General features: G+C 66.7%; 13 protein-coding genes. 4 read left to right on the top strand and 9 right to left on the bottom strand.

From position 1 onward, the window contains the following. Positions 1–26 precede the first annotated feature (26 nt). Positions 27–2,978, top strand: coding sequence for a bifunctional [glutamine synthetase] adenylyltransferase/[glutamine synthetase]-adenylyl-L-tyrosine phosphorylase (locus WMC41_RS05600; protein WP_432347270.1), 2,952 nt, complete (start codon positions 27–29; stop codon positions 2,976–2,978). 294 nt (positions 2,979–3,272) lie between these two features. Here WMC41_RS05600 and WMC41_RS05605 read toward each other — a convergent pair whose 3' ends face one another. Together WMC41_RS05605 and pepN are read right to left on the bottom strand one after the other, a co-directional pair. Further along, positions 3,273–5,621 (bottom strand): PAS domain-containing sensor histidine kinase, encoded by a 2,349-nt coding sequence (locus WMC41_RS05605; RefSeq protein ID WP_432347271.1) that lies wholly within the window; start codon positions 5,619–5,621, stop codon positions 3,273–3,275. 333 nt (positions 5,622–5,954) lie between these two features. After that, positions 5,955–8,603, bottom strand: coding sequence for an aminopeptidase N (gene pepN, locus WMC41_RS05610; protein ID WP_432347272.1), 2,649 nt, complete (start codon positions 8,601–8,603; stop codon positions 5,955–5,957). Between the two features lie 323 nt (positions 8,604–8,926). On the opposite strand from pepN, the gene WMC41_RS05615 reads away from it, so the two are divergent. Further along, positions 8,927–9,865 carry a DMT family transporter gene (locus tag WMC41_RS05615; protein ID WP_432347273.1) on the top strand — a complete coding sequence of 313 codons (939 nt, stop codon included), beginning with the start codon at positions 8,927–8,929 and terminating at the stop codon, positions 9,863–9,865. A 3-nt stretch (positions 9,866–9,868) separates the two neighbouring features. Here WMC41_RS05615 and WMC41_RS05620 read toward each other — a convergent pair whose 3' ends face one another. The 7 genes from WMC41_RS05620 to WMC41_RS05650 all read right to left on the bottom strand — a co-directional run bounded on the left by WMC41_RS05620 (position 9,869) and on the right by WMC41_RS05650 (position 16,937). Further along, on the bottom strand, positions 9,869–11,149 hold the full coding sequence (locus tag WMC41_RS05620) for an MFS transporter (RefSeq protein WP_244769982.1): 1,281 nt from the start codon (positions 11,147–11,149) through the stop codon (positions 9,869–9,871). A 370-nt stretch (positions 11,150–11,519) separates the two neighbouring features. Next, positions 11,520–11,663 carry a hypothetical protein gene (locus tag WMC41_RS05625; RefSeq protein WP_244769983.1) on the bottom strand — a complete coding sequence of 48 codons (144 nt, stop codon included), beginning with the start codon at positions 11,661–11,663 and terminating at the stop codon, positions 11,520–11,522. A gap of 58 nt (positions 11,664–11,721) precedes the next feature. Next, positions 11,722–11,898 carry a hypothetical protein gene (locus WMC41_RS05630; protein ID WP_023517454.1) on the bottom strand — a complete coding sequence of 59 codons (177 nt, stop codon included), beginning with the start codon at positions 11,896–11,898 and terminating at the stop codon, positions 11,722–11,724. A gap of 212 nt (positions 11,899–12,110) precedes the next feature. Then, positions 12,111–12,983 carry a uracil-DNA glycosylase gene (locus WMC41_RS05635; protein WP_432347274.1) on the bottom strand — a complete coding sequence of 291 codons (873 nt, stop codon included), beginning with the start codon at positions 12,981–12,983 and terminating at the stop codon, positions 12,111–12,113. Between the two features lie 50 nt (positions 12,984–13,033). Continuing rightward, on the bottom strand, positions 13,034–14,326 hold the full coding sequence (locus WMC41_RS05640; protein ID WP_432347275.1) for an Hsp70 family protein: 1,293 nt from the start codon (positions 14,324–14,326) through the stop codon (positions 13,034–13,036). 395 nt (positions 14,327–14,721) lie between these two features. Beyond that, the gene (locus WMC41_RS05645; protein WP_432347276.1) at positions 14,722–15,510 is read right to left on the bottom strand and encodes an SDR family oxidoreductase; all 789 of its coding nucleotides are present in this window, start codon (positions 15,508–15,510) and stop codon (positions 14,722–14,724) included. An 11-nt stretch (positions 15,511–15,521) separates the two neighbouring features. Beyond that, on the bottom strand, positions 15,522–16,937 hold the full coding sequence (locus tag WMC41_RS05650) for an FAD-binding oxidoreductase (RefSeq protein ID WP_432347277.1): 1,416 nt from the start codon (positions 16,935–16,937) through the stop codon (positions 15,522–15,524). 263 nt (positions 16,938–17,200) lie between these two features. Here WMC41_RS05650 and WMC41_RS05655 point away from each other — a divergent pair, with 263 nt between their 5' ends. Both WMC41_RS05655 and WMC41_RS05660 read left to right on the top strand, forming a co-directional pair. Beyond that, entirely contained in the window at positions 17,201–18,865 is a 1,665-nt protein-coding gene (locus tag WMC41_RS05655; RefSeq protein WP_432347278.1) for an electron transfer flavoprotein-ubiquinone oxidoreductase, read from the top strand. 438 nt (positions 18,866–19,303) lie between these two features. Beyond that, on the top strand, positions 19,304–19,786 hold the full coding sequence (locus tag WMC41_RS05660; protein WP_432347279.1) for a DUF3592 domain-containing protein: 483 nt from the start codon (positions 19,304–19,306) through the stop codon (positions 19,784–19,786). Positions 19,787–19,841 lie beyond the last annotated feature (55 nt).

Consider the following 19,841-nt stretch of genomic DNA (forward strand, 5'->3'; position numbering starts at 1 on the left):
TCGGCCGGATGCGGTGAGGAGGCATCATGAGCGCAGCGGAAACGACGCGGTTTTCCGATCTTTCGGCAAGCCCCGTACGGGCTCTCAGCCAGGCGGAGGTCAAGTCTGTCCTGTCCGATCTCAAGGACTGGGGCAGGGAGCACGCCGCCATCGCCCGGCTCCTCGGCGAGGAGGGGCCGCTCAAGGATTTCATCGTCGCCACCCTGTCGCTCTCGCCCTATCTGCGCGACACGGCCCGCATCGATCCCGGCCTGCTCGCCCGCGCGCTCGAAGAGCCGATCCTGCCCGCGGTGCAAGCCGCTATCGACGGCGCCCGCAAGGCCTGGCGGACGGAGGACGGCGAGGTGACGGAGGCCGTGCTGATGACGCGGCTGCGCCGCGCCAAGCGCGAGGTCGCCTTCTTCACCGCCCTTGCCGACCTTGCCCGCATTTTCGACGCGCGGCGCACCACGGCGCTGCTGACGGATCTCGCCGAGGCGACGACGTCCGCGGCCATCGACCACCTGCTTTTATCGGCGCATGAGAGCGGCAAGCTGACGCTGCCCGATCCCGCCCGCCCGAGCGAGGGCTCCGGCCTCATCGTGCTCGGCATGGGCAAGCTGGGCGCGGCGGAGCTCAACTATTCCTCCGATATCGACCTCGTCGTCTTCTTCGATCCGATGGCCGGCATCGCCGTCGATCCGAGCGAGGCCGTCGAGACCTTTTCCCGCCTCGTGCGCCGGCTGATCCGCATCATGCAGGAGCGGACGGCGGACGGCTATGTCTTCCGCACGGACCTGCGGCTGCGGCCCGATCCCGGCGCCACGCCGCTCGCCATCTCGGTCGATTCGGCGATGCTCTATTACGAGGGCAGGGGGCAGAACTGGGAGCGGGCCGCCTTCATCAAGGCAAAGCCCATTGCCGGCGACCTCAGGGCCGGCGAGGCCTTCCTCAAGGAGCTCACGCCCTTCGTCTTCCGCAAGTACCTCGATTATGCGGCCATCGCCGACATCCATTCGATCAAGCGGCAGATCCATGTGCACAAGGGCCATGGCGAGATCGCGGTGAAGGGCCACAACGTCAAGCTCGGCCGCGGCGGCATCCGCGAGATCGAGTTCTTCGTGCAGACCCAGCAGCTGATCGCCGGCGGGCGCGTCCCGGCGCTGCGCCTGCGCGCCACCGAGCCGATGCTGGCGGAACTTGCCAGGGCGAGCTGGATCGACGCGGCGACGGCCGAGGAACTGACGCAGGCCTACTGGTTCCTGCGCGATGTCGAGCATCGCATCCAGATGGTGCGCGACGAGCAGACCCATGTGCTGCCGGAAACCGAGGCCGAACTGAAGCGCATCGCCTACATGCTGGGCTTTGCGGATACGGCTGCCTTTTCCGCCCGGCTGGTCGAGGTGCTGAAGACCGTGGAGCGGCGCTATGCGGCGCTCTTCGAGCAGGAGGCGAAGCTCTCCTCGGAGACCGGCAATCTCGTCTTCACCGGCCAGAAGGACGATCCGGACACGCTGGAGACGCTGAAGCGCCTGGGCTTCGAGCGCCCCGCCGACATTTCCCGCACCATCCGCACCTGGCACTACGGCCGCTACCGCGCCACGCAGTCCGTCGAGGCGCGCGAGCGGCTGACGGAGCTGACGCCGGAGCTGCTGCGCGTCTTCGGCGAGAGCAAGCGGGCGGACGAGGCGCTGTTGCGCTTCGACAATTTCATCTCCGGCCTGCCGGCGGGCATCCAGCTCTTCTCGCTGCTCGGCAACAATCCGGCGCTGCTTTCCCTCATCGTCAACATCATGTCGTCGGCGCCGCGCCTTGCCGAGGTGATCGCGGCAAAGCCCCACGTCTTCGACGGCATGCTCGATCCGGGGCTTCTCGCCGAACTGCCGACCCGCGCCTATCTCTCCGAGCGCATCGACGGCTTCGTCTCCGGCGCGCGGCATTACGAGGAGATCCTCGACCGCCTGCGCATCATCGCCGCCGAACAGCGCTTCCTCATCGGCATCCGCCTTCTGACCGGCGCGATCACCGGAAAGCAGGCCGCCCGCGCCTTCACCCATGTCGCCGATCTCATCGTCCGTGCGGCCTTCAAGGCGGTGCTGGAGGAGGTCGAGGCGGCGCATGGCAGGTTTCCCGGCGGGCGCGTCGCGCTGGTCGGCATGGGCAAGCTCGGCAGTTTCGAGCTGACGGCGGGCTCGGACATCGACCTCATCCTGCTCTACGACCACGACGGCGACGCCTTCGAATCGGACGGCGCCAAGCCGCTGGACAACGTCAAGTATTTCACCCGCATCACGCAGCGGCTGATCGCGGCGCTCTCCGCCCCGACGGCCGAAGGCGTGCTCTACGAGGTCGACATGCGGCTCCGCCCCTCCGGCAACAAGGGGCCGGTCGCCACCCGCATCACCGCCTTCGCCAAGTACCAGGCGGAGGAGGCCTGGACCTGGGAGCACATGGCGCTGACCCGTGCCCGCGTGCTCTGCGGCGACGAGAGCCTGATGCGGCAGGCGGAGGAGATCTTCCGCGCGGTGCTCGCCCGCAAGCGCGATGCGGGCAAGATCGCCAAGGATGTGCTCGAGATGCGGACGCTGATCGACGAGGAGAAGCCGCCGAAGGACATCTGGGACCTGAAGCTGATTGCCGGCGGGCTGATCGACATCGAGTTCATCGCCCAGTTCCTCGCGCTGGTGGCGCCGGCGCGGGGCGCCGCGCAGCCGGAAAGGGCGCTGCCGACGGGCGATGCGCTGGCGCTGTTCGGACAGAGCATGATGGACCCGAACGATCTCGACACGGTGCAGCGGGCACTCACCCTCTATACGGAGATCTCCCAGATCGTGCGCCTCAGCGTCGATGGCGGCTTCGACCCGAAGGAGGCCCCCGCCGGCCTCGTCGACCTCGTCTGCCGCGCCGGCGACTGCCCGGATGTGCGCGCGCTGGAGGCGGATATAAGGCGCGTCTCCAAGGCGGTGCGGAAGATCTTTCAGGGGGTGGTGAAAGGATAAGCGCTACCTCCCTCTGCCCTGCCCGGCATTTCCGCCACAAGGACGGGGCAATCGTCTATGGAGTTCGACGGTGCCACTCTTCCCTTCTCCCCCGCGGGGAGAAGGTGGCCCGAAGGGTCGGATGAGGGGGGGGCTCGGACGGATCGGTTACGCCTTCGCCATCCCCCTCATCCGCCTGGCGGCACCTTCTCCCCGCGGGGGAGAAGGGGATGGGGCGACGGTTTCCTTCCATAGGTGATGGTTCTGCGGTCAGGGGACGGCTTGGCAGAGAGGAGCGTCCTCGCGCCGTCGCCCTCAGGCCGCCGCCAGATGCAGCGCCGCCAGCCGTTCCCGGTCGGGGATGCGCACGGAGATGATCGTGCCCTTGCCCTCGACGGAGTGGATGCGCATGGCCCCGCCATGCAGGTGGGCGAGCGAGCGGGAGATGGCGAGGCCGAGGCCGGAGCCGCCCTTGCTCTTGGCATACTGGCTCTGCACCTGCTCGAAGGGCTGGCCGATCTTCTGCAGCGCGGATTTCGGGATGCCGATGCCGGTGTCGGCGATCGTCAGCGTGACGGCGCCGTCCACCCTGCGTGCCCGCACCTCCACCCTGCCGCCGGGATTGGTGAACTTCATGGCGTTCGACAGGAGGTTCAGCAGGATCTGCTTCATGGCACGGCGGTCGGCAACCGTCAGCAGGTTGCCCGGGCAGGCCTGCCGCACCTCGATGTGCTTCTTCTCCGCCTGCAGCATGGTAAGGCGCAGCGTCTCCTCGATCAGCGGCGACAGGTCGACCGTCTCGCAGCTGATGCGCATGTGGCCGGCCTCGATCTTCGACATGTCGAGGATATCGCTGATGACGTTGAGCAGGTGCTTGCCGCTCTCGTGGATGTCGCGGGAATATTCGCGGTACTTGTCGGAGCCGAGCGGGCCGAACATCTGATTCTGCAGGATCTCGGAAAAGCCGAGGATGGCGTTGAGCGGCGTGCGCAGCTCATGCGACATGTTGGCGAGGAATTCGGACTTGGCCCGGTTGGCCGCCTCCGCACGGTCCTTTTCCGCCTGGTAGTTGGCATTGGCGAGCGAAAGCTCGGCCTTCTGCCGCTCCAGCTTGGCGCGGGAGGCGGAGAGGTCGCCGATCGTCGCCATCAGGCGGCGTTCGGATTCGCGCAGGCGCACCTGGTGGCGCTTCATCATGGTGATGTCGGTGCCGACGGAGACGAGGCCGCCGTCGCGGGTGCGCCGCTCGTTGATCTGCAGCCAGCGCTCGTCGGCAAGCTGTACCTCGCTGGTCTGCGAGACGCCCGCGCCGTCCGCATCCGCGATGCGCCGCTCGATGACCGGCCGGGCCGCGGCGGCATGCACCGTCGCCCGGTCCGTGCCCGGAACGAGCACGTCGTCGGGAAGGCCGTAGGCCTGCTGGTAGTGCGCATTGCACATGACGAGCCGGTCGCTCTTGTCCCACAGCACGAAGGCCTCGGAGGTGCATTCGATGGCGTCGGCGAGCCGCTGGTCGGCTTCCTGGTAGCGCTGGGCGAGCCGGTGCTGCTCGGTCACGTCCATGGCGATGCCGATCATGTGCATGCGGCCGGAGGCCATGCGGATGAGCTGGGCGCGGGCGCGCAGCCACACATAGTGGCCTTCGGCATGGCGCATGCGGAACACCTGGTCCACCTGCCTGGCCTCGCTGCGCGCGACGGCGCGGGCGACCTGGTAGATGCCGTCGTCGTCGGGGTGCATCAGCCGGGCGGCATCGCCGAAGGAGAGCACGCTGTCGCGCGCCGGCATGCCGAGCATTTCATACATGGAGCGCGACCAGAACAGCCGCCGGCTCGAGAGGTCGAAATCCCAGAGGCCGCAGCGGCCGCGGGCGAGCGCCGTCTCCACGCGCAGGTTCGATTCGGCGAAGATCGCGTCCGCGTCGCGCGCCCGCTTCGCCTGGATGTAGTAGGCATAGAGGATGACGAGCAGGATCGCCGAAATGCCGGAAAACAGCGTGACGTTCAGCGCCACCTCGTCGCGCCAGAATGTCGCGAGCTGCCCGAGCGGGTTGGCGACGATGATGAAGCCGCCCTTCTTCGGCATCTGCACGAGCGAGGCGTAGTAGTCCTCATCGCCGATGCGGGCGCGGAAGACGCCGGCCGGATCGCCGAAATACTGGATCGCCGCCAGCTCCGGAGAGAACCGCGCGAGCGACAGGCCGACATAGCGCGCCGCGCCCAGCGAGGCGCCGAAGACCTGGCCCTTCTCCGCCACGAAGAGAACAAGCCCGCCCGGCTGCATGCGATCCTGCGGCAGATGCAGGGAAAGCGCCGCCTCGACCGCCATGCGGTCGGATTTCGCCAGGCTCTCGGCCATCGGGCCGGAGAACACCGCCTCGGCGGCCATTGCCGTCAGCGACGTCGTGTCCTTGACGCTGGTCTCCATCCGGTCGTGCTCGACCAGGATGCCGGCCATGCGCGAGATGGCCACAACGAACAGAAAGGCGATGATCAGGATCGGTATCGACCGCTTCAGCACGGGCTCGGCCCGTGTCAGATGCCGCGCGGCAGGCCCGGCGAAAATCTTCGCCTGTCCCGTCAGCTCGCTTTCCCAGGCCGCCATTCCCGGAAAATTGAGGTGAGTCCACCCGCCGGCTGCGCGTCCTCGTTGCGCGTCCGTCATAGTCTTAAACCTTGTACCCTCTCGTGATTCGGCGCGCCGCTCGCCCGAATCTGCCTTAATGAATCAATTGTGATTCGGCTTGTCCAGCGGAAAAGGTAACCAAGTCTTAACCATTTCTTATGGTTGGGAAATTGGGGGGGGCGGTCCGGCGTGGTGCCGCTACCCCCCTCTGCCCTGCCGGGCATCTCCCCCTCAAGGGGGGAGATTGGATGGGGCGACGTTTCGCTCATCATAAACGTCGCGGCTTGAGCAATGTCCCAGCGTCCTGCTGATCTCCCCCCTTGAGGGGGAGATGCCCGGCAGGGCAGAGGGGGGAAGCCATCCGCGCGCCACTTAGCCCTTCAGCATGCGCTCCACGATGTCCGAAACGTCGGAAGACAGCTTTTCGCCCGCCGCGATCGTGCGCAGCGCGTTGCGCGCATGGTCCGAACGGCCGTCCTCGAGCGCCCGCCAGGAGCGCATGGAGGTGAGGATACGGGCGGCGAGCTGCGGGTTCTTCGGGTCGATCTCAAGAATCTGCTCGGCGAGGAAGCGGTAGCCGGCGCCGTCCGCCCGGTTGAAGCCGGTCGGGTTCGAGAAGGCGAAGGTGCCGACGAGCGCGCGCACGCGGTTCGGGTTCGCCCTGTTGAAGTGCGGGCTTTCCATCAGCGCCCTGACGCGGTCCAGCGCGCCGTCGCCCGGAATGGTCGACTGGATGGAGAACCACTTGTCGATGACCAGCGCATTGTCGGCAAAGCGGGCGCGGAAGGTTTCGAGCGCGGCCGACGCCTCCGGCGCGTCCGGGAAGCGATGGGCGAGCACGGTGAGCGCGGCGCTGAGATCGGTCATGTTGTCGGCGGCCGCGAAGGCCTCCGCGGCGCGGGCCGGCGTGCCGTCGGCGACGGCGAGATAGGCGAGTGCCGCATTGCGCAGCGCCCGCCGGCCGGCGCTCATCGCATCCGGCGTGAAGGTGCCGGCGGTGCGGTGACCTTCGAAGAGCGCGGCGAAGACGGCGGGGTCGCGGTTCGCCACGAAGGCGAGCACGGCTTCGCGGCCGGCGCGGATGGCGTCCGGATCGTTGTTGCTGCCGAGTTCGCGGGCGATGTCGGATTCGGAGGGGAGCGCCAGCGCCTGCGCGCGGAAGGCCGGCTCCAGCGTCTCGTCGCCAGCAATGGCGATCAGCGTGTCGGCGAGCACCGCATTGGTCTCGACCGGCTCGCCGGCCCGCGCCTTTTGCGCGGCCTCGACGAGGTTCGGCAGGGCGAGGTCGTTCAGCGCCTGCCAGCGGGCGAAGAGATCGCTGTCGTGGCGGGCGATATGGGCAAGGTCGGCGGGCGCCTGCTCGAAATGCAGGTTGATCGGCGCGGAGAAGCCGCGGTTGAGCGAGACGACCGGGCGCGAGGCGATACCGGAGAAGGTCACCGTCTGGCGGCGCTCCCGGAGATGCAGCACGTCGCCGGTCACGTCGGCGCCGCTGACGGCGCTCGGCAGCGCTTCCGTGCCATCGGCGGAGAGGAGGCCGAAGCGCAGCGGAATATGCATCGGTTCCTTCGCGGCCTGGCCAGGCGTCGGCGGGATCATCTGCTCCAGCGACAGCGTGAACGCACCCTTCGCCTGGTCGTAGCTCGACGAGACGCTGACGAGCGGCGTGCCGGCCTGATGGTACCAGAGCGAGAACTGCGAGAGGTCGACGTCGTTCGCCGCCTCGAAGCATTTGACGAAATCCTCGATCGTCGCGGCATCGCCGTCGTGCCGCTCGAAATAGAGGTCCATGCCCTTCTTGAAGCCGTCCTTGCCGACGATGGTCGCGATCATGCGCGTCACCTCGGAGCCTTTTTCATAGACGGTCGTCGTGTAGAAATTGTTGATCTCGCGGTATTTCGTCGGGCGCACCGGATGGGCGAGGGGGCCGGCATCCTCCGGGAACTGCTCGGACTTCAGGTGCCGTACCTCGGCGATGCGCTTGACCGCGCGCGAGCGCTGGTCGGCGGAGAATTCGTGGTCGCGATAGACCGTCAGGCCTTCCTTGAGGCAGAGCTGGAACCAGTCGCGGCAGGTGACGCGGTTGCCGGTCCAGTTGTGGAAATATTCGTGGGCGATGATCGCCTCGATATTCGCATAGTCCTGGTCGGTGGCGCTCTCGGGGTCGGCGAGCACGTATTTGTCGTTGAAGACGTTGAGCCCCTTGTTCTCCATGGCGCCCATGTTGAAGTCGGAGACGGCGACGATCATGAAGATGTCGAGGTCGTATTCGCGGCCGAACACCTCCTCGTCCCACTTCATCGAGCGCTTCAGCGCGTCCATGGCATAGGCCGCGCGCGGCTCCTTGCCGTGCTCGACATAGATCTTCAGCGTCACCTCGCGGCCGGACATGGTGGTGAACGTGTCCTCCACGACGCCGAGATCGCCGGCAACCAGCGCGAAGAGATAGGAGGGCTTCGGATGCGGGTCGAACCAGGCGGCGAAATGCCTGCCTTCGCCGTAGCCGGCGCCGCCCAAAAAGTTGCCGTTGGACAGCAGCAGCGGGCAGCTCGCCTTGTCGGCGATGATGTTGACCGTATAGACGGCGAGCACGTCCGGCCGGTCGGGGAAATAGGTGATGCGGCGGAAGCCTTCGGCCTCGCACTGGGTGCAGTAGACGCCGTTGGTGCGGTAGAGGCCCATCAGCTGGGTGTTGGCCTCCGGGTTGATCATCGTGGTGATGGTGATCTCGAAGGGGTCCGTCGCTGGCAGCTCGCGGATCGTCAGGCTGTCGGGCGTGGCGTCGTAGCGCGCCTTGTCCATCTCCATCTGGTCGAAGAGCAGGCTGGTCATGACCAGTTCGTCGCCGTCGAGCACCAGCGGCGCGGCGGGATCGGCGCCTTCGCGGCGGTGGAAGATCAGCCGCGCCTCGACCTTGGTTTCCGTCGGGTCCAGTTCGAAGGTCAGGTCGACGCGCTCGAGAACGAAGTCGGTCTGGCGATAGTCTGCCAGATGGATGATCCGGCCGTTCTCTGTCCGCATGATATGTCCTGCTCCTTGCCGTCCGGGCCGTATCGTTTTGGTGCAACGCTACGGGCGATACCGACGGTCTGCCCCCGAATTCCCTGGATTGATAGGCTTATTGGCTTAACATCTCATTTCCACGCTCCTCCGAAAACCGTAAATTTGCGTTTTGCCGGGACGGCATCCCTCCCGCGGATCCGATCAAAATTATCCGTGACGCATCACCAGAATTGATCCCATCCGCCGGCCGATCCGGATAGACTTGCCGCCAGCCTGAATCGGTTCTCCGGTCTCTCCTCAACCGCCTGATGCCACGGCCCGCCGGCCGTGACGAGTTCTCCATGGACATGCCGTACCCCAACCCCATGCGGGGCATTTCACTCAAGGTCTTCTCGGTGGTGATCTTCCTCTGCATGTCCGCGCTCATCAAGGCGGCCGGCAAGGATATTCCGGCGGGACAGATCACGTTTTTGCGTTCGGCCTTCGCCATGGTGCCGATCATCTTCTTCCTCGCCGTGCAGGGCCAGCTGCGCGACGCCTTCCGCACCAACGACATCTTCGGCCATTTCAAGCGGGGTTTTGTCGGTATCCTCTCCATGGGCTTCGGCTTCTACGGCCTCGTGCACCTGCCGCTGCCGGAATCGATCGCACTCGGTTACGCGCTGCCGCTCGTCACCGTCGTCGTCGCCGCGGTGTTCCTCAAGGAGAGGGTCGGCATCTATCGCTGGACGGCGGTGCTGGTGGGGCTTCTCGGCGTCGCCATCATCAGCTGGCCGCGCCTGACGCTGTTCCGGGAAGGCGGATTCGGTTCCTCGGAGGCGATGGGCGCGCTCGCCATGCTGGCCTTCGCCGTGCTCGGCTCCTTTGCCATGGTTCTGGTGCGCAAGCTGGTGCAGACGGAGCGCACGCCGACCATCGTGCTCTATTTCTCGCTGTTCGCCTCGGTCTTCTCGCTGGGTACGCTGCCTTTCGGCTGGATCGCGCTCGGCTGGCCCTCGCTCGCCCTGATGGCGCTGGCCGGCTTCTGCGGCGGCATCGCGCAACTGCTGCTGACGGCGAGCTATCGCTACGCCGACGTCTCCACCATCGCGCCGTTCGAGTATATCTCGATCGTGCTCGGCCTCATCATCGGCTATGTCGTGTTCGGCGATGTGCCGACTGAGACCATGCTCGTGGGTACGGCCATCGTCGTCGCCGCCGGCATCTTCGTCATCCTGCGCGAGCACCAGCTCGAATTGAAGCGCCGGGCGGCCATGCGCCACCAGACCCTCCAGGGGTAGGCGTCAACGCCATTCCGGCGTCGTCGTGTCCTCGATGCGCTCATCCGTCGCCGCATCGGGCTGGAGCGCGGCCGCGGCGACATCGGCGCCCAGCGGCTGCACCGCCATTGCCTGGTAATCGGTCTTGACCACGAGGCCGTCGTTCTCCTCGCGCCGGCTGATGCGCCAAGCGGCATAGGCGCCGTAGAGCACGAAATAGGCGGCCAGCACGACGAAGAGCGAACCCGGCCCGAACCGGTCCATGATCGGGCCGACCATGATAGGGCCGGAAATGGTGCCGACGCCGTAGACGATCATCATGCCGGAGGAGACCTCGACATATTCGTCGGGCTGCGCGCGGTCGTTGGCATGGGCGACGTTCAGCGCATAGATCGGGAAGATGACCGAGCCGACGAAGGCGGCGACGACATAGAGCAGCACCGGCGGCCCGCCGGCGACGGCGGCCATGGCAAGGCACGAGAGCGTGCCGACCGCGCCGCAGGCCACCATGACGAGGCGGCGGTCCATCCGGTCGGAGGCCCGGCCGATCGGGATCTGCGAGAGCGCGCTGCCGAGGAGCACGCAGGCAAGCAGCGTCGCACCTTCCGCCGTGGAAAGCCCGCTGCGCTGCGTGAACACGCCGCCGAGGTTCAGCCAGGCGCCGGACATCGCCCCGGCGAGGAAGGCGCCGACGACGGCGACCGGCGAGCGCCGGTAGAGTTTGGCGACATCGAAGCGCGCCTGCGTCGGCGGGGCCGGCAGCGGCGAGGAGGTCAGCGCCGTCGGCAGCAGGGCGACGGAGAAGATGATGCCGCAGAGAATGAAGAGCGAGGTGTTGGACGGGTCGCCGAGCGGCACGAGATATTGCCCGCCGATCGTGCCGACCATGGTGGTGATCAGGTAGACGGAGAAGATCGAGCCGCGGTTCTCGTTGGTCACGCGCTCGTTCAGCCAGCTTTCGATGATGAGGTAGCTGCCGGAAATGGCAAAACCCGACATGGCGCGAAACGCCATCCAGGCGCGCCAGTCGACGACGAGGGCGCAGAGCAGGATGCCGATGGCGAGCAGAGTGATCAGCGCCACGAAGACGCGCACATGCCCGACCAGCAGCACGAATTTCGGCGTGACGATGCAGGAGAGCGTGAAGCCGATCGTATAGCCAGTCGCGATCATCGAGATCGTCTGCGTCGACCAGCCCTCCGCGACCGCGCGCACCGGCACGACATAACTCTGCAGCCCGAAGGCGACCATCATCAGGAGGGTGGACAGCATCAGGCTGAGAATGGAGACGAGGCTCGCCAGCATGGGGGCTCCGGGGAAGGCGCGTTCGGTGTCGGAGTGTCGCTCTATTGCGGCGGCCGCGCGCTGTCCACTGCGACAATGGCTGGCGTAAAACAAGAAGATTATCTGGGGAGTTCGGGAGGTGAGGGAATTCCCGACAAGGTTGTGCTGGAGAGAATTGCCGGGGTGAACCTTGGCATCATGAAAGGAGGTGAGACGTTTGCGAATCCGGCTTACGCTGACGATCAGGTTCAGGACTTGGCGGTTCACCCTGACGATCAGCTAAGAAACGGGATCGGGCTTCGGCCCGGTCTCCACCGGAAGAAAGGGCGTCTCACCTCCTCACGATGAAGACAATAGCACAGCGCCGGCCGGCTTCAAGGCCAGGGTCGGCTCAGTTCGGCAGGAAGGCCTTGAGCGGGTCGCGGCGCTGCGCGGCGTCGCGCGGCAGGGAAGCCAGCACGGAATATTCCCGGGCGGCGTTCACGGCGGCGCGGATATCGGCGATGTCGGACATCAGCTTGCGAAAGGTAGCCATGGTCTGCTCCTGGGGTCGGTCTGCATCGGAAGGCGCCGGCCGGGCGCCTTGCATCGGCTCAGCGCTGGATGAACTCGGCGAAGAGCTGGACGGGGCGGTTGATACGGGCGAAACCGGAGGCGGTGAGCTGCTCGTTGGCCGGGGCCGCGATGCCGCCGAAGCCGCGGCCGGTGCGCAGACCGGAATGGCGGAGCGTCTCGAAGCTCGAATGGATGGGCCGAAAGCGGGCGGTCATGGGTCGATTCCTTAAATCCTGTCCCTCCCGTCCTGTTATATTGCGCCGCAACATTGATTTTGCAATGCGACATTCTGCCCGGCAGATATGTTCAAATCGCATGACTGATGAAACATTTTGTTCATGCTTGCGGCAGTTTTTCGGCAGGCACGCAGATGATTCACAGGTCTCGAAGGCCAAGCCATTGAAAACTATGAAGGTAGCCTTTGTGATCAGGCTTTGAGCCCTGCACGAAAAGCAAGCAAATCCTGCCAGACGAGCCGCTTGCTGACCGGCGCCGTCACCAGATCCTGCGGGTGCAGCGTCGCAAAAGCCGGGATGGTGCGGCCGGAAATCGCAACCTCCCGCCATTCTCCCCGCAACTGGTGGATCGTGTCGTTCGAACGCAGCAGGAATCGCGCGGCGAAATTGCCGAGGATCAGCAGGTGATTCGGCTCGGCGAGCGCGATCTGCCGCTCGATGAACGGCCGGCAGATATCGGCCTCGCGCTGTGAGGGCGGGCGGTTGCCGGGCGGCCGCCACGGCACGACATTGCTCAGCAGAAGATCGGCCCGGTCGAGCCCGATGCCGGCCAGCATGCGGTCGAGCATCGCGCCCTGCCGGCCGGAGAAGGGCTGGCCGTCGCGGTCGTCGTCGGCATTCGGCATGGCGCCGATCACCATGACCGGCGGCTTCGCATTGCCCGCGGCAAAGACGAGGCAGCGGGCGCTGGTCTTCAGGTTGCAGCCGTTGAAGGCCTCCATCGCCGTGCGCAATTCCTCCAGCGAACGGGCGCTGCCCGCCGTGAACTCGGCCTCGGCCACCGCCTGGCTGTCCGGTATCGCGACATTGGGCAGGACGTTCGGCTGGGGCGCAGCGGCCGCGGCGCGCGGTTGCTCCTGCCGGGCCGGTGCCGGGCGGGCGGCCTGCTGCGGGGCAGGGGCGGTTTCCCGCGGCGCCCGCATGCCGCGCGCCGCGCGCATCGCCTCGAATTCGGCGATGCGATCGACGGCCTCTTCCTCCAGCAGCCATTCGACGCCGGCATCCGCATAGAAATGCAGGAGCGATCGGAGCTGTGCGGGATTGAGGTCGTTCGCGGCGTTCATGGCTGCACCTTAGCGAAGCGGCTTGCCGGAGGAAAGCGCCGCCGTCATCGTCACGCCGCCCATTGCGCCACGTCGTCGCCTTCGCCGATCAGCGCGAGACCGTGGGCGATCGACAGCAGCTCGCCGCCGCTCTCGATGCGGTCCGCATCGAAGCGGCGGGTGAAGATGCGCCTGACGGCCGGCACGAAGGAGGTGCCGCCGGTCAGGAACACCTTGTCGATGGCGCCGGGCGCGGTGCCGGTCTTCTCCAGCACCTCGTCCAGCGCGCCCTCGATGCGCGCAAGGTCCGGCGCGATCCAGTCCTCGAAATCGGAGCGCCTGACCATCCTGCGGCCCGCGGCGCCGAGCGGGGCGAAGTGGAATTCGGCCTCGTCCGCCGCCGACAGCGCCATCTTGGTGGTCGAGATCGCCTGGTAGAGCGGATAGCCCTCGTCATGCTCGACGAGATCGATGAACAGTTCGAGCTTTTCCGGCTCGAGCGACGAACGGACCAGCGACTTGAGGTCGGCGAATTCGCGCGTCGTCTTGAAGATCGAGAGCTGGTTCCAGCGGGCGAAGTTGGCATAATAGCCGGACGGTACCTCCAGGACCTTGTCGAAGCTCTTGAAGAAGCTGCCCTTGCCGATCTCCGGCGCGACGAGGCGCTCGATCATGCGGGCATCGAAATGGTCGCCCGCGATGCCGACGCCCGAATGGCCGATCGGCTGTGCCGCCAGCCGGCCGGCCTGCCGCTCGAAGCGGATCAGCGAATAGTCCGTCGTGCCGCCGCCGAAATCGGCGACCAGCACGGTGGCGTCGCTCTTCAGCGTCTGGGCGAAGTAGTAGGCCGCCGCGACGGGCTCGTAGACATAGTGGATCTCCGGGAAGCCGAGCCGCGTCAGCGCCGCGTTGTAGCGTTCGAGCGCGAGCGCCGGGTCGGGGCTTGCACCGGCGAACTGCACCGGCCGGCCCGCGATGACGCGCGAGACGTCCGCTGGCCACCCGTCGCCCGCATAGGCCTTCAGGCGGCGCAGGAACACCTCCATCAGGTCGTCGAAGGCATGGCGGCGGGCAAAGACCAGCGTGCCCTGGAAGAGGGCGCTTGCAGCAAAGGTCTTGATCGACTGCAGGAAGCGGCTATCGCCGGGATTGTCGATGAACTGGCGGATCGCGGCCTGTCCGGCCTCCACCTTCAGCGCCTGCGCACCGACGACCGGATCCTTCATGAAGGACAGCGCCGTGCGCATCGTGTCGGTGACGCCGACGCTGCTGTTGAAGGTCATGGACCGTGTCGCGCCGGCCCCTTCGGAAAGCGCCAGAACCGTGTTCGTCGTGCCGAAATCAAGCCCGAGTGCCCGTGCCATCGCCGTGCCCCTTCGATCGTCGAAAATGTGTTGGAGCGGAGCGAAAGCCCCGCGCGAAAGGCGCGTCGGCGCGCCCGGAAATGGGAGAGCGCGCCAGATGGCACAGGCGGGCTGGGAAGGCAAGGGGGGGAGGTATGATTGCCCCTCAGCCTGATCTTCTCCCCGAGGTGGGAGGCCTATTGCCTATGCAGTTCGGCGTTGCCCCATCCCCTTCTCCCCCGCGGGGAGAAGGTGCCGGCAGGCGGATGAGGGGGATGGCGAAGGCGCAAACGATACGTCCGAGCCACCCCCTCATCCGACCCTTCGGGCCACCTTCTCCCCGCGGGGGAGAAGGGGAGAGCGGCAACGGTTTCCTTCCATGTGCGGTGGGCTGCCGGATGAGGGGCCCCGACGCCTCAGACCGAACGTGCCGCGCCGCCGTCGCAGCGGATGAGGCTGCCGGTGACGTAGCTGGCCGGCGCGCTGCACAGGAAGGCGGCGGTCGCCGCGAATTCCTCCACGGCGCCGTAGCGCCGGGCCGGGATCGCCCGTTCGGAGGCCGCGCGCACCTCGGCGACGCTCCTGCCGCTGCGCTCGGCGGCGGCGGCGTCGAGGCTCTTCAGCCGGTCGGTCAGGATGCTGCCGGGCAGGAGCATGTTGCTGGTGATGCCGTATTCGGCGACCTCGCTCGCCAGCGTCTTGGACCAGCCGGCCAGCGCCGGGCGCAGCGTGTTGGACAGCGCCAGGCCCGGGATCGGCTCGATGACGCCGGAGGAGGCGACCGTCAGGATGCGGCCCCAGCGCTGTTCCTTCATGACGGGCAGCAGCCGGTTGGTGAGCGTGATGATCCGCAGCACCATGGACTGGAAATAGGTGGCCAGCTTTTCCTCGCTCATGTCCTCGGTGGAGCCGGGCGTCGGCCCGCCGGAATTGTTGACGAGGATATCGACCCCGCCGAGCTTTTCCCGCGTCGCCTTCACGAGCGTCTCGACGACGTCCTCGTCGCCGAGATCGGCCTGCACCCAGTCGGCGCGGCCGGGGCCTGCCGCGTTGATGGCCGCGCAATTGGCCGCAAGCGTCTCGGTGCTGCGCCCGCACAGGAGGACATGCGCTCCCTCGCGGGCGAGCGCTTCGGCAATGCCCTTGCCGAGGCCGCGGGAGGAGGCGAGGACGAGGGCGCGCTTGCCAGCAATTCCAAGATCCATCGTGGTCTGTCCTATGTTCGGGGCGCGTCGGCGCTATAGGGCACCTTGCCCGGATTGAAGAGGTTTTTCGGGTCGAGCGCGGCCTTGATGGCCTGCGCCACGGCGCGGCGCGATGCATTGCCGTAGCTGAGATAGGCGCGGCGCTTCTCCGTTCCCACCCCGTGCTCGGCGGAAAAGCTGCCGCCGAGCTCCGCGACGCCGGTATAGACGGCGTCCTCGATCGGTTCCTTGACGCCCGGGGCCGCCACGCCGTTGCCGATGACGGAAATATGCAGGTTGCCGTCCGCGACATGGCCGTAGACATAGGCGTCGAAACCCGGATCGACGGCCTTCAGCCGCTGCCGCAGGCCGTCGACATATCCGTCGAGCGCGCCCGGCGGCACGGAGACGTCGAAGGAGGGCGCGGCGGGGAAATGCCGGTACATGAAGTCGCCGTCCTCGCGCAGCGCCCAGAAGCGCCGGGCCTGGTCGAGCGAGGCGGCGACGATGCCGCTGGTCAGACCGTGCTCCTCCCAGAGGGCGGCAAGGCCCTCTTCCAGCGCCTCGCGGGCCTCCGCCTCGCTGCCGGCGGACACTTCCATCAGGAGGATCGCGGGCGTATCGGCCTCCAGCCAGCCGAAGTCGAAACCCTTGTCCGCCGCGCTGTCGCGCAGATAGCGCTGCCACATCAATTCGGCGCCCTCCAGCTGCAGGGCCGGCCGGCTGCGGAAATGGGCGATGAGCGCGAGGGCGGCCCTGGCGTCGGGCACGCCGACGAGCGCGGTGGCGCGCATCGGGTTGAAGCTTTCGAGCTTCAGCACGGCGCGGGTGACGAAACCGTAGGCGCCTTCCGAGCCGATGAGCAGCTGCTTGATGTCCGGCCCGGCGCTGACCTTCAGCACGCGCGTCAGGTCGCTGACGAGGCTGCCGTCCGGCATCACCGCCTCGATGCCGAGCACCTGGTGGCGCATCACGCCGTTGCGGAAGGCGAGGATGCCGCCGGCATTGGTGGCGACCATGCCGCCGATGGTGGCGCTGCCGCGCGCGGCAAGGTCGATGCCGGGAATGAGGCCGACCCCTGCCGTTGCCTCCTGCAGGGCCTGCAGCGTGACGCCGGCGCCGACCGTGACGGTGCGGGCGAGGGGATCGATGGCCTCGATGCGGTCGAGACGGGCGGTGGAGAGAATGAGCTCGCCCGGCCGGCTGATGCCGCCGCCGACAAGGCCGGTGCGCCCGCCCTGCGGCACGATGGGCACGTCGTTTTCGAAGCACCAGCGCACCACGGCGGCCGCCGCCTCGGGCGTCGCCGGCTCGGCCATGGCGCCCGCGCCGAAATTGCCGGCATGTTCGCCGGGATGCCGGTTCGCCAGCCGGTCGCCTCCGATAAGGTGGAGCGTGTCGCCGAAATCGTGCAAGTCGCGTTCGAGCGATTGGATAATCTCGGACATGTTCCTGTTTCCTCTGCCGATGGGCCGGCTCGAATGCGTAGTGCGGCGGAGAGGCGGAATCAAGCGCGCACCGGCTGATACGGGCGGCAATCGGTTGACGTTTACGTTAAAGTCAATAAACTTTCGACCCTGTCATGATGTCATGCGCAAATGCAGGGAAAGTCTGTCGCAGAACGGCTCGACAAGGCTTTCGGCATTTGCCATGACAGGCTAACCAGAGGGAATTGCCGCGGCTTTTGAGGGGTTGCGGGGTGGAGAGGCGAATGAGCGACGAAATGGAACTCCCCGAACGCGAGAGCATGGAATTCGACGTTGTGATCGTGGGTGCGGGTCCGGCGGGCCTTTCCGCGGCGATCCGGCTGAAGCAGGTGAACCCGGAGCTTTCCGTCGTCGTGCTGGAGAAGGGCGCGGAAGTCGGCGCGCATATCCTGTCGGGCGCCGTCGTCGATCCCATCGGCATCGACCGCTTGCTGCCCGGCTGGCGCGGGGATGCCGGCCATCCCTTCAAGACCGAGGTGACCGACGACCACTTCCTCTTCCTCGGCCCGGCCGGCTCGATCCGCCTGCCGAACGCCTTCATGCCGCCGCTGATGAACAACCACGGCAACTACATCGTCTCGCTCGGAAACGTCTGTCGGTGGCTGGCGACCAAGGCGGAAGAACTCGGCGTCGAGATCTATCCCGGCTTTGCCGCAACGGAAGTGCTCTACAACGACGAGGGCGCCGTCATCGGCGTCGCCACCGGCGACATGGGCATCGAGCGCAGCGGCGAGCCCGGCCCGAACTATACCCGCGGCATGGCCCTTCTCGGCAAGTACACGCTGATCTCGGAAGGCGTGCGCGGCTCGCTCGCCAAGCAGCTGATCCAGAAATTCGATCTCCAGAAGGACCGCGAGCCGCAGAAATTCGGCATCGGCCTCAAGGAGCTCTGGCAGGTGAAGCCGGAGAACCACAGGCCCGGCCTCGTGCAGCACTCCTTCGGCTGGCCGCTCGGCATGAAGACCGGCGGCGGTTCCTTCCTCTATCACCTGGAGGACAACCTCGTCGCCGTCGGCTTCGTGGTGCATCTCAACTACAAGAACCCCTATCTCTATCCCTTCGAGGAATTCCAGCGCTTCAAGACGCACCCTGCCATCAGGGGCACCTTCGAGGGCGGCAAGCGCCTCTCCTACGGCGCGCGTGCCATCACCGAAGGCGGCTGGCAGTCGGTGCCGAAGCTGTCGTTCCCGGGCGGCGCGCTGATCGGCTGCTCGGCCGGCTTCGTCAACGTGCCGCGTATCAAGGGCAGCCACAATGCGGTGCTCTCCGGCATCCTCGCCGCCGAGAAGCTGGCGGATGCCATCGCGGCCGGCCGGGCCAATGACGAGCCCATTGAAATAGAACAGGGCTGGCGCGACAGCGCCATCGGCTCGGACCTGAAGAAGGTGCGAAACGTCAAGCCGCTGTGGTCGCAGTTCGGCACGGCGATCGGCGTCGCCCTCGGCGGCCTCGACATGTGGACGAACACCCTGTTCGGCTTCTCCGTCTTCGGCACGCTGAAGCACGGCAAGACGGACGCGCAGAGCCTGGAGCCGGCGGCAAAGCACAACAAGATCGACTACCCGAAGCCGGACGGGGTGCTCACCTTCGACCGCCTCTCCTCGGTGTTCCTGTCGAACACCAACCACGAGGAGGACCAGCCGATCCACCTCCAGCTCAAGAACCCGGAGCTGCAGAAGACCTCCGAGCTCGACGTCTATGCCGGCCCGTCCACCCGCTACTGTCCCGCCGGCGTCTACGAATGGGTCGAGAAGGACGGCAAGGACGTCTTCGTCATCAACGCGCAGAACTGCGTCCACTGCAAGACATGCGACATCAAGGACCCAAACCAGAACATCAACTGGGTCCCACCCCAAGGCGGAGAGGGGCCTGTCTATCCGAATATGTGAGGCGTGGAGAGGCCGGGCCGCACGAAAGAGCGCGGCAAGGGCCGGTCTGTCCTGTTATGTGATCTTCGGTCGGCCGCAAGGGTGCGCGCCGGAGGCATCGGCGAAGGTCCGGTCCATCCGGCCGGGGGGCAGGGCAACCGCATGTGGAGTGCGACGATGCCGCTCCTCCCTTCTCCCCCGCGGGGAGAAGGTGGCCCGAAGGGTCGGATGAGGGGGGCGGCTCGGACGGATCGTTTGCGTCTTCACCATCCCCCTCATCCGCCTGCCGGCACCTTCTCCCCGCGGGGGAGAAGGGGGATGTGGCAGCGGTTTCGTTCCATAGGCGATTACCCTGCGGCCGGGAGCGGCGCTGAGGCGCCTGCCTGTCCCTTTCCGGCAGCTTCAAGTTGCCGGGCCGGCCCTGTATAGTCCCACCCGAACGGGGGAGGGATCGGCGACATGCAGGCCGGGCCGGTATTCGCAAGGGCTGGGCGCGGGTGGCGAACCGGCATCACGGCCATCATTGGCGCCGTGCTCGTCGTCGTCGGGCTGCTGGCGGCCTGGGGGCTGTGGTCGGTGCATGGCATCTACCGGGATCTCGCCTCGTCCGGCCACACCGTCGAGGCGGAGATGACGGGCTTCGAGGCCGCCTGGGTGGGAAGCCGCGGCAGCCGCCGCGAGGTCTATTACCCGATCCTCGAATTCACGACGGCCGAGGGACAGCGGGTCCGCACCACCTCCTACACCGCCATCGACCCCGCCGATTACACGCCGGCCGCCCGGGTGACGGCCGTATATTCGGCAGCGGATCCGGCGCTTGCCATGCCGGTCTCGGCCCTTTCGGCCTGGCCCGATGGCACGGCCTGGGCGATCGGTGCTTTCAGCTTGTTGTGCCTCCTGGTGGGCGGCATCCTGCTGAGGGCCGGCCTGATGCGGCCGTGAATGCCCGCGCTTAACCTGCCATTAACCATAAACGCATAATTTTCAGCCCCATAGA

This window comes from Shinella yambaruensis, from assembly GCF_050859155.1.
In the GTDB taxonomy this organism is placed as follows: Bacteria; Pseudomonadota; Alphaproteobacteria; order Rhizobiales; family Rhizobiaceae; genus Shinella; species Shinella yambaruensis.

Excerpts from the sequence above, each read along its gene's own strand:
- WMC41_RS05640 (WP_432347275.1), bottom strand. The coding sequence starts at position 14,326 with ATGGCACGGGCACTCGGGCTTGATTTCGGCACGACGAACACGGTTCTG.
- WMC41_RS05620 (WP_244769982.1), bottom strand. The coding sequence starts at position 11,149 with ATGCTGGCGAGCCTCGTCTCCATTCTCAGCCTGATGCTGTCCACCCTC.
- WMC41_RS05660 (WP_432347279.1), top strand. The coding sequence starts at position 19,304 with ATGCAGGCCGGGCCGGTATTCGCAAGGGCTGGGCGCGGGTGGCGAACC.
- pepN (WP_432347272.1), bottom strand. The coding sequence starts at position 8,603 with ATGCGGACAGAGAACGGCCGGATCATCCATCTGGCAGACTATCGCCAG.
- WMC41_RS05625 (WP_244769983.1), bottom strand. The coding sequence starts at position 11,663 with ATGGCTACCTTTCGCAAGCTGATGTCCGACATCGCCGATATCCGCGCC.
- WMC41_RS05635 (WP_432347274.1), bottom strand. The coding sequence starts at position 12,983 with ATGAACGCCGCGAACGACCTCAATCCCGCACAGCTCCGATCGCTCCTG.
- WMC41_RS05650 (WP_432347277.1), bottom strand. The coding sequence starts at position 16,937 with ATGTCCGAGATTATCCAATCGCTCGAACGCGACTTGCACGATTTCGGC.
- WMC41_RS05645 (WP_432347276.1), bottom strand. The coding sequence starts at position 15,510 with ATGGATCTTGGAATTGCTGGCAAGCGCGCCCTCGTCCTCGCCTCCTCC.
- WMC41_RS05630 (WP_023517454.1), bottom strand. The coding sequence starts at position 11,898 with ATGACCGCCCGCTTTCGGCCCATCCATTCGAGCTTCGAGACGCTCCGC.
- WMC41_RS05600 (WP_432347270.1), top strand. The coding sequence starts at position 27 with ATGAGCGCAGCGGAAACGACGCGGTTTTCCGATCTTTCGGCAAGCCCC.
- WMC41_RS05615 (WP_432347273.1), top strand. The coding sequence starts at position 8,927 with ATGGACATGCCGTACCCCAACCCCATGCGGGGCATTTCACTCAAGGTC.
- WMC41_RS05655 (WP_432347278.1), top strand. The coding sequence starts at position 17,201 with ATGAGCGACGAAATGGAACTCCCCGAACGCGAGAGCATGGAATTCGAC.
- WMC41_RS05605 (WP_432347271.1), bottom strand. The coding sequence starts at position 5,621 with ATGACGGACGCGCAACGAGGACGCGCAGCCGGCGGGTGGACTCACCTC.